The organism is Streptomyces cucumeris (assembly GCF_024295805.1).
Classification (GTDB): domain Bacteria; phylum Actinomycetota; class Actinomycetes; order Streptomycetales; family Streptomycetaceae; genus Streptomyces; species Streptomyces cucumeris.
This window is the reverse complement of sequence record NZ_JANCLX010000007.1, coordinates 72669-84835: the sequence shown is the minus strand read 5'-3', so window position 1 is coordinate 84835 and position 12167 is coordinate 72669. Positions and strand designations below refer to the sequence as shown.

Here is a 12167-nt window from a genome sequence, read left to right as displayed (position 1 = left end):
GCCCGGCCGGTGCGCTACCCGGCGTCCAGCAGCCGGGAACGGATGAGGAACCGGACGCCCTCCGGCGCCTCCAGCGAGAATCCGCTGCCCCGCCCCGGCACCACGTCCACCGTCAGATGGGTGTGCCGCCACCGCTCGAACTGGGACGCCGACATCCAGAAGCCCACCGGCCGCTCGACGTCCTCCACCACCAGCTCCCCGAGCAGCACATCGGACGCGCCGGTACGGAACTCGCCCAGCGGGTAGCACATCGGCGCGCTGCCGTCGCAGCAGCCGCCCGACTGATGGAACATCAGCGGCCCGTGAGCCGCGCTCAGCCGGCGGATGAGATCGGCGGCGGCCGGGGTCAGCGCGATCCGCGACACCTCGGACATCCTGCGGCTCCTCTCCTGGCCGGGTTCCCAACGGTACCGACCCAGCCAACCCGCGCCCAGGTTGCGAGAGGGTTGCACGGGCGCGCGTCGCGGATCCGCGCCGCCTCCGGTCACCGGGCGCCGCCTCCGGCCACCGGGTCACGCGGACAGCAGCCGCCGCAGATGCCGGCGGTCGGTGGCACCGATCTTCTGGTAGATCCGGTACAGGGTGTTGCTCACCGTCCGCGGCGAGATCACGAGTTGGCCCGCGATCTCCTTGTCCGTCAGCCCCTGCGCGGCCAGCCGTGCCACCGTGCGCTCGCGCGCCGACAGCGGCGCGCTCTCCCCGAGGAAGTCCAGGGGCGGAGTGACCACGTCGTCACAGCGTTTGAGCAGGGTCCGCGCCTGGGCCGTCGCCGCGGTCGCGGCCCGGTCGCGGCCCGCCCGGTGGTGCAGCCGCGCGAGTTCGGCGTAGCCCTCGGCCGCGTACAGATGGGCACCGGACTCGGCCATCGTCCGGGCCGCCTGCCCCAGCAGCTTGGCGTCCCCGTCCGCCACCGCGCGGGCGTAGAGCAGCCGGGCGCGCAGCAACGGCCCCTGGACCGGGTGGTCGTGGTGGACCGCCGGATGCTGCTCAAGACCCAGCCGCGCGCACTCGTGCAGCACCGCCACCACATCCGCGTAGCCGTGGTGGGACAGCGCGTCCTCGACGGCCTCGTGCAGGAACCGGGTGGCGCCCTTGACGTCCCCCGCGTGATGAGCCCGGCGCGCGTGGGCGAGCCGCAGCGCGCCGCGGCAGTGGCCGCCGAACAGCCCGTCGAGGGCGTCCTCGGTGCCGGCCGGGCCGTCCGCCGGACCGGCGGCCCCGGGCGGCAGACAGCTCATGGCCAGCGCCGAGTAGACACGGGACATGGCCTCCCACGGCTGCCAGCCGACCTGGTAGGCGGGGGTGAAGGTGAGGAACGCCAGGGCCTGGCGCGGGCGGCCGCGCTCGTACAGCACCGCGCCCAGGGAGAGCCCGCGCTGGGCGTCCACCCGCGTCGCGTACTCCCGGGTGGCCGCGTGGTACTCGCGGGTCAGCAGTATCTCCGCCTCCTCCAGCCGCCCGCTGAACAGCAGCGCCACCGCGTGCAGTTCCTCCAGCGAGTCCTGGATCAGCGGCCAGGCGATCGAGGTGTGCAGCTCGGTGTCGTCCCGCAGCCGCCGGTAGTGCTCCAGGGCCTCCGTCGGCCGCCCCTGGTAGCACAGGGTCGCCATGGCGAAGAGCCCGGACTCCAGCCGGTGGGTGGGCAGCGGGGCGCGCAGCAGCGGTGAGCAGTGCTCCAGCGCCGCGCCGAAGTGGCCGCGGAAGAAGCACACCATCCCGTTGATGAGCGCCGCGTCGGCCTCGGGCAGCCCCGTCGCCATCTCCTCGGCCTCGTGCGGACGGCCCTGGAAGACGAAGGCGCGCGCCCGCACCGGATCCAGCACCGTGCCGTACTCGCGGTGCTCGGCGCGCACCGCCGCGACGAACGTGTGCAGCTCCCCGAACTCCGCGCGGGCCAGCAGCGTCCGTGCCCGCATCTCGGCCGCCTCCGCCGTGCCGAAGTGGTCCCAGGCCGCGGTGGCGAGCCGGGCCGCCGTCGGCAGCTCATGGGCCCTCAGGGCGTCCTGTGCCGCCTCCAGCAGCGTCTCCTGGGCGGGGACGTCCCCGGCGTCCAGATGCCACTGGGCCAGCAGGATCCGCTCGGCCGGGGGCCGGGCCCCGGGCCCGGGCAGCGCCCCGGTCCAGGTCCGCAGATAGTGCTTGCGGCGCAGCGGCGCCACCCCCTGGCGCAGCACCTGGCCCAGGTACGGATGGGCGATCCGGACCGATGCCGCGTCGGCCTCGGCGGCCCGGCGGCGCGGATCGGGGGCCTGGATCAGCCCCTGGTCCTCCAGGTCCAGCAGGGTGGGCAGCCCGACGAGTGTCTCCAGCACATCCAGCCGGGCGGGTTCGGCCAGCGCGATCAGCTCCAGGGCGCGCCGGGACTCCGTACCGAGCGGGCGGAGCCTGCGGTCGGCCAGATCGCGCAGCGCGTCGGAGGTCGGCAGGGCGTCGTCCAGGTGCCACCAGCCCTCGTCCTGCCGCAGCACCCCCTGGGCGAGCGCGGCGCGCACCAGCTCGCGCAGCAGCAGGGGGTTGCCCGCCGACATCCGCGCCAGCCGGGCCACCCCGGTCTGGGCCAGCCGGTCCTCCAGCAGGGCACCGGCCAGCCGCCGGGAGGCCGGGACGTCCAGCGGTGGCAGATCCACCCGGGCGAGGTGCTGGTCCTTCCACAGTGCGTGCAGATGCGGCGGCGCCTCGTCCGGGTTCACCGTCAGGAGCATCTTGTCGCCGCGCCGCCGGAGCAGGAGCAGCAGCGGTTCGATCGCCTGCGGCGGCAGCAGATGCGCGTCGTCGATCCACAGCAGCCGTGGCCGCCGGGCGGTGGCGCACAGCAGCCGCTGGACGGTGGGCAGTACGCCGCCGGGCGCGAGTTCGTCCACACCGGTGACGACACCGGCGGCGGAGGCGGAGCCGGGGTGCGGGGTCATGATCGCCGCGGCGAGTTCCCCGCCGAGCCGGGTCTTGCCGATCCCGGCGGGGCCGGTCAGCAGGACGCCGCCGGGGCCGTGGCGGCGGCTCAGCACCGTCAGACCCGCGGTCAGCTCGCGTTCCCGGCCCACGAGGGGCGGCTCACTGGTCAGACCGACCGTGTGGAGTGCCTGCGCCTCGTCCGGGGACGAGGGCGGCGGCCCTCCGGAGTACGGGGGCGGCGGGGACGGTGCCGCGGGCACTGCGGTAGCCATCGAGATGTCCTTCAGCGTTCGGAACGGGCAGCGGGTCCGCCGTACGCAGCCGTCGGCATGCGGCACCGCCATCTTGAGCCCGCGGGCGGGCCGCCCGAATCCGTGACATCACTGGTTCGTCGCCGAGGACCGACTCGGCTCCGTGGGCCGAGCCGGTCCTTCCACGCAGATGGTCCCGCGGCGGCGCGGGCCGGTCATGAGCAAGCCGTACTCACATGGGCGATCCGGCTCTCCCCGTTCCGGGCCACTCCATCGGGGAGTAGCGAATACTCCGGAAACGGCGCGGCGGCGGAGCGACGATTTTTTCGTATTGCTGGATCCGCTTGCTGAATCCGCACCGCGGAAACGACCGGGAGGAGATTTCCATGACCGCGCCCGAGGCCCCCGAAATGCCGAAGAAGGACACCGCGCGCCGCCGGATGATGATCGGGACCGCGAGTGTCGTGGTGGCGGCACTCGCCATCGGAATCGGGGTGTATGCCTACGATTCCGATGACGACGACTCCGGCTCCTCACGGGCGGGCGGGAAATCCGGCTCCGAATGGATCGAGGAGTCCTTCTTCGCCCAGGTGCCGAAGGACGGTGTGTTCGAGACGCACCGGGGGAATCTGCCGCTTGCGAGGTTCCCGTCCGGGATCGCGAAATTCACCGAGCCCAAACTGCAGAAGGCATTCGCCCTGGGCGGCAAGCTCCGCGACAAGAACGGCAAGGTCGTCGGCTTCTCCACCGAGATCGAGGAAGTGCTGCCGGAGACCGACTTCGCTTCGGGCAAGATGATGACCCACACCGTCTGGACCCTGTTCTTCCCGGGCCGCGGATCCCTCGTCCTCGACCAGATCGAGAACTCCACGAAGGTCGCCACCAAGGTCTTCAAGCCCGCCTTCGCCAGTAAGAAGCCCTGGGTGGGGAAGCTGAAGGCGAACACCACCGCGGGCCCCCGCAAGGACGGCCGCGGGACGATCCTCGGCGGCACGGGAGCGTTCGCGGGCATCCGCGGCAGTGGTGTCGAGATCGCCGACCTCAAGCGCTTCGACCCGGCCACCGGGGGTCTGGAGGGCGTCTTCGAGCTGCGTTTCCGCTACAAGCTGCCCAAGCGCTGACGCATGCCGCCGCCGTCGCCCCGGCCGTCGCCGTCGGCGGCGGCCAGCGCCGCGTAGGTGGCCCGGACGATGCTCAGCCGGCGGGGGTCCATGGCGCTCCGGGTCTCCCGCATGCGGTTGGGGACATAGGCCAGGGCCATCCGCCGGTCGGGGTCGATCAGACAGAACGACCCTCCCGAACCGCCGAAGAAGGCGCCCCGCGGAGCGGGCAGCGGCAGCTCCGGCGACGGCAGCAGCCAGCTCATTCCCCATCGGGCGGGGGTCAGGAACGTCCGGTCGACCCCGTTGGTCTGCTCCTCGAACGCCCTGCGGCACCCGGCCTCCGACATCAGCCTGACCCCGAGCGTCTCGCCCCCGTTGGCCAGCAGCGACTGGACCGCGGCGAGCCCCCGCGCGTTGGCGATACCGCCCATGGCGGGCAGCTCGGCCTGCCGCCATGCGGGCGTCCACGCGATGGTGTGGGTCTCCTGGTGCATCGGCGGATTTCCGATGATCTCCCGCAGCGGATGGTCCACGGGCCTGCCGGAGAACATGTCGTCCAGCGGAATCACGGGGGAGACCCGGTGGTGCTCCTCGGGCGCCAGACCGATGTAGCAGGGGGCCCCGAGCGGCCCGGCCAGTTCCTCGGCGAGGAACCGCCCCAGGCTCCGCCCGGTCACCCGGCGGACCACCTCGCCGATGATGCTGCCCTGCGTATACGCGTGATAGCCGCTGGCCGTGCCGGGCTTCCATCGCGGCCGCTGCCGGGCCAGCAGTTCCACCGGCTTCTCCCAGCCGTAGAGATCCTCGAAGGTGATCTCCTCGTCCCAGGTCGGCAGCCCGGCGGCATGCCCCAGCACATGCCGGACCAGCACCCCCTCCTTGCCGCCCTGACCGAACTCCGGCCAGTACCAGGCCACCGGCTCGTCCAGGCCGATCTCGCCCCGGTCCGCCAGCAGCAGGACGCACATCGCGGTCAGATTCTTCGAGGACGACCAGACCGCCGTGACATCGTCCCGGTCCCACAGCCGCCGGCGCTCGATGTCGAAACAGCCGCCCCAGACGTCGAGGACCGGCTCGCCCTCCATGAAGATCGCCACGGAGGCGCCCAGGTCGGCGCCGCTCGCGATGTTTTCCGCGAGAACGTCGCGGACGCCTTCGAAACGCTCGTCCCAGGTGCCGAATATCTCATGCATACGGCCGACCGTAAGGCGGTGGGGAATGCGTCGACGACGCTCAGGGAGAATTCGAGTAACGATTGCTCACGGTGCCGGAAAATCCCTTCCGGTCCACGAGTCGAGGATAGCGCCGGCCATGGCGACGACTCTCGGGCGGCTCGTCGCCGGAAATCCCTTTCGTGCCCGCGCCGTTCACGTCCGTGTCCGTGCGGTGGCGTCCCAGGCACCAGAAATAGTGTGCCAAGCGAAGTGATTCCGCATAGGGACGTGCGCGAAGGCGCCCGACGGAGGCTGTGTGCCCGTCGGACGCCTTCCCGCTCAGCCGATGTCGGCTTCTAGAAGAAGCCCAGCTTCTTCGGCGAGTAGGACACCAGCAGGTTCTTCGTCTGCTGGTAGTGATCCAGCATCATCTTGTGCGTCTCGCGGCCGATACCGGACTGCTTGTAGCCGCCGAAGGCGGCGTGGGCCGGGTAGGCGTGGTAGCAGTTGGTCCAGACGCGGCCCGCCTGGATGGCGCGTCCGGCGCGGTAGGCGGTGGAGCCGTCGCGGGTCCAGACGCCCGCGCCCAGGCCGTAGAGGGTGTCGTTGGCGATCTCGATCGCCTCGTCGAAACCGGAGAACCGGGCGACCGCCACCACCGGGCCGAAGATCTCCTCCTGGAAGACCCGCATGTGGTTGGCGCCTTCGAAGATGGTGGGCCGGACGTAGTAGCCGCCCTCCAGCTCACCGCCGAGCTCGGCACGCGTGCCGCCGGTGAGGATGCGGGCGCCCTCCTGCTTGCCGATGTCCAGATACGAAAGGATCTTCTCGAGCTGGTCGTTGGACGCCTGGGCGCCGATCATGGTCTCGGTGTCCAGGGGATGTCCCTGCACGATCTTCTCGGTGCGGGCCACGGCCGCGTCCATGAACTCCTGGTAGTGGCCGCTCTGCACCAGCGCCCGCGACGGACAGGTGCACACCTCGCCCTGGTTGAGGGCGAACATGGTGAAGCCCTCCAGCGCCTTGTCCCGGAAGTCGTCGTCGGCCGCCCAGACGTCGTCGAAGAAGATGTTCGGGCTCTTGCCGCCCAGTTCCAGGGTGACCGGCTTCAGGTTCTCGCTCGCGTACTGCATGATCAGGCGGCCGGTGGTGGTCTCACCGGTGAAGGCCACCTTGGCCACCCGCGGGGAGGAGGCCAGCGGCTTCCCGGCCTCGACGCCGAAGCCGTTGACGATGTTGACCACGCCCGGCGGCAGCAGATCCGCGATCAGGCTCATCCACACGTGGATCGAGGCGGGTGTCTGCTCGGCGGGCTTGAGGACCACCGCGTTGCCCGCCGCCAGCGCCGGGGCCAGCTTCCAGGCGGCCATCAGGATCGGGAAGTTCCACGGGATGATCTGCGCGACGACGCCCAGGGGCTCGTGGAAGTGGTACGCGACCGTGTCGTCGTCGATCTCGGAGAGACTGCCCTCCTGGGCCCGGATCGCGCCCGCGAAGTAGCGGAAGTGGTCGATGGCCAGCGGGATGTCGGCGGCCAGCGTCTCCCGCACCGGTTTGCCGTTCTCCCAGGTCTCGGCGACCGCCAGCTCCTCGAGGTGCTGTTCCATCCGGTCGGCGATCTTCAGCAGGACGGACGACCGGTCCCCGGGCGCCGTACGGGCCCAGGCGGGCGCTGCCGCGTGCGCGGCGTCCAGGGCCCGTTCGACGTCCTCGGCGGTGCCCCGGGCGATCTCGGTGAATGTCTTCCCGTTGACCGGACTCGGGTTCTCGAAGTACTTCCCCTGGGCGGGCGGTACGTACGCGCCGCCGATCCAGTGGTCATAGCGCGGCTGGTAACTGACGACCGAACCCTCGGAGCCCGGGGTTGCGTATCGCGTCATGGGGCGGCCCTCCCGTGGGTGTTCCTCTTCTCGGCCGCTCGCCCGGGAACCACCGCACCTCGGCGGCGTCCCTCGTGGCTGCGGCACTCCTCGTCGAAGACGGAACGACGGTAGGCACCGGGACGTTGCGCGGACGTTGCGCCATGCGGAGCATTCCGGCCAGTGGACCGGTCAGGTCATGGGAGCGGCGCGGACGCCGGACGTCTCACGCCAGCCCGTACGCCTCGCGCAGCCGCCGCACCCGCGCCGCCGGGGCCGCTCGGGCCGGGGTCCCCTCCGGTACCGCCGCCACCAGCGCCTCGGCCACCTCGAGGTCGTCCTCGCCCCACGGCGTCTGCGCCCAGCGCCGCAGGAGGTCCGGATCGCCGCGGGACAGTACGGCGCGGCGCAGACCGTCCTCCAGGGCCTGTCGCATCCGGCTGATGCCCGGCGCCTCCGACAGGGGTAGCAGCGGCCCCGGATAGGCACCGAGGGCCGTGCTCGGGTCGCCCGCGGACAGTGCGTCGGCCGCCACCGCCACATCGGTGCGGACCGGTGCGCACAGCCGGTAGGGGCGCGATCCCAGCAGCGGTCCGACCAGCCGTCGCAGCCGGGACAGTTCGGCGCGCAGGGTCACCGGGGACTGGTGGTCGGCCCGGTGGCCGTACAGCTCCAGCGCCAGCCGGTCGCCGCTGAGCCCCTCCGGGTGGCCCGCGAGCAGCACCATGATCTCGCTGTGCCGCCGTCCCAGCCGCAGCCGGCGGCCATCGGTCACCAGCAGCGCCTCGTCACGGCCCAGCGCCGACAGACTGATCCGCGGTCCGGGCGGGCGCGGCGCGGTGGCGGCGAGCTGTGCCTCGGCGGCGCGGGCGGTCGCCTGCACCAGGGCCAGGCTGTGCGGGGCGGCCAGATGGTCGCCGCCGGTGATGTCCACCGCGCCCAGCAGCCGTCCGGTGTGCGGATCGTGGACCGGTGCGGCGGCGCAGGTCCACGGCTGTACGGTGCGGTTGAAGTGCTCGGTGGCGAAGATCTGCACCGCGTGGTCGACGCTGAGCGCCGTGCCGGGCGCGTTGGTGCCCGCGTGGCGCTCGTCCCAGCGTGCCCCGGCCACGAAGTTCATCCGCTCGGCCCGGTCCCGTACGCCGGTGTGTCCCTCGACCCACAGCAGGCGGCCCTGTTCGTCGCAGACCGCCATCAGATGGGCGCCGTCGTAGGCGATCGTGCCCAGCAGTTCCCGGAACAGCGGCATCACCCGGGCCAGCGGATGCTCGGCCCGGTACGCCTCCAGCGTGTCGTCCGCCAGCTCGATCGGCGCCACGCACTCCTGTGCCACCCGGGCGTCGGCCGAACGCCGCCAGGAATCCGCCACCACCGGGCGGACGGCCGGATCCACCGCCCCCTCCGTCAGGAACTCCTCATGGGCGCGGCGCACGGCGCGGGTGCGCTCCGCGGGGTTCGTACCGGGTGTCATCGCCAGCCAGGGATTGACGTTGACCACGGGGGCCTCACTCAGCAGTACGGGCGGGTGGGCGGAGGGCTCAGGTGGGGAGGGCCGGGGCGGGTGCGACGCCGGGCGGCGAGGCGTAGCCGCAGGAGTGACAGATCTTCCACCCGTCCTGGTTGACCGCGAGGTGGCCACCGCAGTTCGGGCACTGCTCGGAGCTCATGATCGATCCTTTGGTTCATACACGGGCGGTGTGGGGCCGCCGGCGTTCAGATTTCCTTGTGAGGCGGATGCCCCGCAATAGTCAGAACAAGTCGCGTTCAGGTACGGCGTGGCGCCTCTCCGCGTTCATGCGGCGGTGCGGTGCCCCAGTGCGCCCCCGACGTCGGTACGGATGCCTCGAATGCGACGATGAGGGCGTCATGGAAGCGGGGCGCGGACTACGGGCGCTGCGGGCAACGGTGTTCGCGGCGGTCTGTGTGCTGCTCGCCGCACTGGGCCACGCGGTGATGTCCGGTACGGGCGTGCCGTGGTGGGCCGTCACTGCGGCCGTGCTGGTCACCGGTGGTGCCGCGTGGGCCGTGGCGGGCCGGGAGCGGGGGCCGCTGCTGATCACCGCCGCGACCGTCGGGGCGCAGTCGGCGCTGCACCTGGGTTTCACGTTCGCGCAGAAGGTCACGGCGGGGGCGGTGGCCGGGGCGCCTGGGGCGGTGCGGGCGGTGGCCGGGAGCGGCCGCGTCCATCACACCGGACACTTGGCGCACGCATCCGCGCACGCCCACGCCGCCGTGGACACGATGGCGATGCACGCCGCGCCGACGCACTCCATGACTTCGCACGCGGCCATGGGCCACGCCGCCATGGGGCATGACGCCATGGGCCACGCTGCCACGGGCCACACCGCCATGGGGCATGACGCCATGAGTCACTCCGCCATGGGGAACGGTGTCGTGGCGGACGCCGTCATGGGGCATGGCGCGCTCGGCATGTGGTCCGCCCACGTCCTGGTCGCCCTGCTGTGCGGGATGTGGCTCTCGGGCGGTGAACAGGCCGCGTTCCGGCTCTTCCGGCTGGTCCGCACCCGGGCCGTGCGCCTCTTCGCACCCCTGCTGGCCCTGCTGCCGGGCGGCGCGCCGCCGCCCGGTCCGGTGCGCCCGCGCGCCGCCCGCGAGGGCACCGCGCAGCGGCTGCGCCGACTGTTGCTCGTCCATGTCATCGCCACCCGTGGTCCACCGGTGCCCTCCGCCGTCCCCGCCCGCTGACGGGCGATCCGCGACGGCACGCGCACCGAACCACGTCACCGGACGGCCGGCCGCTCAGCGGCGTCGTCCGGAATCCAGGAAGGACCGCAGGTGATGACCCCTGCCCGCAGCCGCCCGGCCGTGCCACGACGGCATCCGGCCCCGGCCACCCACCCCGCCCCGGCAGCCCCGGGGAGCTCAGGCCCCTTCGCGGCCCATCTCGTCCAGGCGCGCCGCCAACTCCCGCAGTTCGCGGGCCCGTTCACCCCAATGGCGGCACTCGGGGCACCGCCGCAGATGGGCGTCGAGCGCCCCGTCCGGCACCTCCGGCGGGAGCGCCTCGCCGTCGACACGGGCGGAAAGGGCGGTACGGAACGCTGTGCAGCTCACCTCCCCATCGTCGCCGACGGTGTCCGCCGCGCGCCCGGAGGTCCCCGTGCCGGAGCGTGACGACGAGACCGTGACGGCCTGGGCGCTCGCCGCGCGCGGTGGTGACCCCGACGCCGTCGACCGCTTCATCCGGGCCACCCAGCGCGATGTGTGGCGCTATGTGTCCCGGCTGAGCGATCCGCAGTCGGCCGACGACCTCGTCCAGGAGACGTATCTGCGCGCGCTGCGCGGACTGCCGCGCTTCGAGGCCCGCTCCTCCGCGCGGACCTGGCTGCTGTCGATCGCCCGCCGCGCGGTCGTCGACCGGCTGCGCCGCAACGCGGCGCGTCCGCGGCTGTCGGACACCGCCGACTGGGAGGCGGCGGCGGAACGCACCCAGAGTCGGGGGCTGCCGGTCGTCGGCTTCGACGACGGCGTGGCACTGACGCAGCTGCTGGCGCTGCTGCCGTACGAGCGGCGCGAGGCGTTCGTACTGACCCAGATGCTGGGGCTGCCGTACGCCGAGGCCGCCGTCGTCGCGGGCTGTCCGGTGGGCACCGTGCGCTCCCGGGTGGCCCGGGCCCGTGAGGCCCTGATCGGTGAACTGACGGCGCCGGACCCGTCCGACGGCTCCCCGTCGCCCCTGCCGCAACCCGCCCTGGCGGGCACCGGGTGACGACCGGCCCGGCCGGTCCCGCCCCCCGTGGTGTGACCGGCCGGGCGCGTCCCCGACTCCCGTGCCGGGAGATCGCACGCGGCTCCGCAGCGCCCAGGGCGAGGTCCGCCCATGGGGCTGTCGGAGCGTCCCGGTGGGCGGTGGCGACTGCCTCGGAGGTATCGCGGCTCTCCGGGGGACGGCAGCGAAGTCCGCGTCAACGCCCCGCCGCGGAACGGTCGGAGGCGAGAGGGCGGAACTCGTCGGCCGGGCGGGCAGCGGCCGCGCCGCACGGCCGCTCGCCGTCGGCTGACACTCTCCTGAGCCTCGGGCAGGGCCGCTGACCCCGCCCCGCTCGTCCCCGCGGCGGCTTCCTCACGCCGCGTACGGCACGGCACGCGCACCGAGTGGTCACGGCTGTCGTCGGAAGGGGCCCGTGCCGGGTGGTCATCCGCTCAGTCGGCCACCGCGGTGCCCGGCCGGACGGCCACCGCCTCCACCCGGACCCGCCCGCTCTCGCGGAAGTGCAGTACGAACGGTACGCGGTCCCCGGCCCGCAGCCGCCCCGGCGCGGGCCGGAGCATCACATCCAGTTCCTCCGCCGACATCCGCAGGGTGGTACGGGCGGGAACGCGGGCCGAGGACACCATCCGCATCGAGCCCGCGCCACGCCGGACGATCCGGCGGCTGAGCATCGCGCTGTCGGCCAACGGCGTGGTGACACGCAGGAGTTCGTCCTCCGCGCCACCGGTGTTGCGAAGGTCGAAGAAGGCGGCGGTGGCCTCGGGGTTGGAGGGCAGCAGCACGCGGGCACGGGCGACCGCCACGGCGGCGGGGGAGCCCGCGGCACCGGAGGCGGTCCAGGTCACGAGTCCGAGCAGGGCGAGGGCGCACGCGACGACGGGTGCGAGGGCGGGTGCGAGGGCGGTACGCAGCGCGGAGGCGGTCACCTGCCGGACTTCCTCAGCACGACGAAAGCCGCGACGGCGGTCCGGGGCGTGGCGGACGTGGCGGGCGGGGGCTGACATGCGGTCACCGCCGCATCGTGGCACGGCCGGAGCCGCCCGTCCGCCCTCCGGCCGCCCGGCGCCGGGTGACATTCCTCCCGCCCGTCCCGGGGAACCGGAGGGTCCCGCCGGACGACGCGGCGCCCGTGCGGGCGGGGAGCCGTGCTCCGGCTCCCCGCCCCGGGGGGTGGC

Annotated in this window: 11 protein-coding genes; 3 read left to right on the top strand and 8 right to left on the bottom strand. The window is 73.1% G+C overall.

The features are described 5' to 3' along the window. Positions 1 to 14: 14 nt before the first annotated feature. Complete coding sequence (locus NMK44_RS12875) at positions 15 to 374, bottom strand: DUF779 domain-containing protein (RefSeq protein WP_254741933.1); 360 nt, start codon at positions 372 to 374, stop codon at positions 15 to 17. A gap of 138 nt (positions 375 to 512) precedes the next feature. Next, positions 513 to 3164, bottom strand: coding sequence for a helix-turn-helix transcriptional regulator (locus tag NMK44_RS12870; RefSeq protein ID WP_254741931.1), 2652 nt, complete (start codon positions 3162 to 3164; stop codon positions 513 to 515). A 365-nt stretch (positions 3165 to 3529) separates the two neighbouring features. Between NMK44_RS12870 and NMK44_RS12865 the strand changes: the two genes are divergently transcribed. Further along, the gene (locus tag NMK44_RS12865) at positions 3530 to 4264 is read left to right on the top strand and encodes a hypothetical protein (protein ID WP_254741929.1); all 735 of its coding nucleotides are present in this window, start codon (positions 3530 to 3532) and stop codon (positions 4262 to 4264) included. Here the strand turns inward: NMK44_RS12865 and NMK44_RS12860 are convergent. The 4 genes from NMK44_RS12860 to NMK44_RS42045 form a co-directional block, all read right to left on the bottom strand. Further along, positions 4243 to 5439 carry a serine hydrolase domain-containing protein gene (locus NMK44_RS12860; RefSeq protein ID WP_254741927.1) on the bottom strand — a complete coding sequence of 399 codons (1197 nt, stop codon included), beginning with the start codon at positions 5437 to 5439 and terminating at the stop codon, positions 4243 to 4245. The two genes, NMK44_RS12865 and NMK44_RS12860, sit on opposite strands and share 22 nt — an antisense overlap. Positions 5440 to 5756: 317 nt before the next feature. Beyond that, entirely contained in the window at positions 5757 to 7280 is a 1524-nt protein-coding gene (exaC, locus tag NMK44_RS12855) for an acetaldehyde dehydrogenase ExaC (protein WP_254741924.1), read from the bottom strand. A gap of 205 nt (positions 7281 to 7485) precedes the next feature. Continuing rightward, on the bottom strand, positions 7486 to 8730 hold the full coding sequence (locus NMK44_RS12850; protein WP_254742595.1) for a GAF domain-containing protein: 1245 nt from the start codon (positions 8728 to 8730) through the stop codon (positions 7486 to 7488). A 67-nt stretch (positions 8731 to 8797) separates the two neighbouring features. Then, positions 8798 to 8926 carry a hypothetical protein gene (locus tag NMK44_RS42045; protein ID WP_302888135.1) on the bottom strand — a complete coding sequence of 43 codons (129 nt, stop codon included), beginning with the start codon at positions 8924 to 8926 and terminating at the stop codon, positions 8798 to 8800. A 199-nt stretch (positions 8927 to 9125) separates the two neighbouring features. On the opposite strand from NMK44_RS42045, the gene NMK44_RS12845 reads away from it, so the two are divergent. Next, positions 9126 to 9965, top strand: a complete 840-nt coding sequence (locus NMK44_RS12845; RefSeq protein WP_254741919.1) for a hypothetical protein — start codon at positions 9126 to 9128, stop codon at positions 9963 to 9965. A 177-nt stretch (positions 9966 to 10142) separates the two neighbouring features. Here NMK44_RS12845 and NMK44_RS42430 read toward each other — a convergent pair whose 3' ends face one another. Beyond that, complete coding sequence (locus tag NMK44_RS42430; protein ID WP_254741917.1) at positions 10143 to 10334, bottom strand: zf-HC2 domain-containing protein; 192 nt, start codon at positions 10332 to 10334, stop codon at positions 10143 to 10145. A 46-nt stretch (positions 10335 to 10380) separates the two neighbouring features. Between NMK44_RS42430 and NMK44_RS12835 the strand changes: the two genes are divergently transcribed. Next, the gene (locus tag NMK44_RS12835; RefSeq protein ID WP_254741914.1) at positions 10381 to 10989 is read left to right on the top strand and encodes a sigma-70 family RNA polymerase sigma factor; all 609 of its coding nucleotides are present in this window, start codon (positions 10381 to 10383) and stop codon (positions 10987 to 10989) included. Positions 10990 to 11423: 434 nt separating this feature from the next. Here NMK44_RS12835 and NMK44_RS12830 read toward each other — a convergent pair whose 3' ends face one another. Beyond that, positions 11424 to 11918 carry a copper chaperone PCu(A)C gene (locus NMK44_RS12830; RefSeq protein WP_254741912.1) on the bottom strand — a complete coding sequence of 165 codons (495 nt, stop codon included), beginning with the start codon at positions 11916 to 11918 and terminating at the stop codon, positions 11424 to 11426. Positions 11919 to 12167 lie beyond the last annotated feature (249 nt).

Excerpts from the sequence above, each read along its gene's own strand:
- NMK44_RS12845 (WP_254741919.1), top strand. The coding sequence starts at position 9,126 with ATGGAAGCGGGGCGCGGACTACGGGCGCTGCGGGCAACGGTGTTCGCG.
- NMK44_RS12875 (WP_254741933.1), bottom strand. The coding sequence starts at position 374 with ATGTCCGAGGTGTCGCGGATCGCGCTGACCCCGGCCGCCGCCGATCTC.
- NMK44_RS12850 (WP_254742595.1), bottom strand. The coding sequence starts at position 8,730 with ATGACACCCGGTACGAACCCCGCGGAGCGCACCCGCGCCGTGCGCCGC.
- NMK44_RS12865 (WP_254741929.1), top strand. The coding sequence starts at position 3,530 with ATGACCGCGCCCGAGGCCCCCGAAATGCCGAAGAAGGACACCGCGCGC.
- NMK44_RS42045 (WP_302888135.1), bottom strand. The coding sequence starts at position 8,926 with ATGAGCTCCGAGCAGTGCCCGAACTGCGGTGGCCACCTCGCGGTCAAC.
- exaC (WP_254741924.1), bottom strand. The coding sequence starts at position 7,280 with ATGACGCGATACGCAACCCCGGGCTCCGAGGGTTCGGTCGTCAGTTAC.
- NMK44_RS12860 (WP_254741927.1), bottom strand. The coding sequence starts at position 5,439 with ATGCATGAGATATTCGGCACCTGGGACGAGCGTTTCGAAGGCGTCCGC.
- NMK44_RS12870 (WP_254741931.1), bottom strand. The coding sequence starts at position 3,164 with ATGGCTACCGCAGTGCCCGCGGCACCGTCCCCGCCGCCCCCGTACTCC.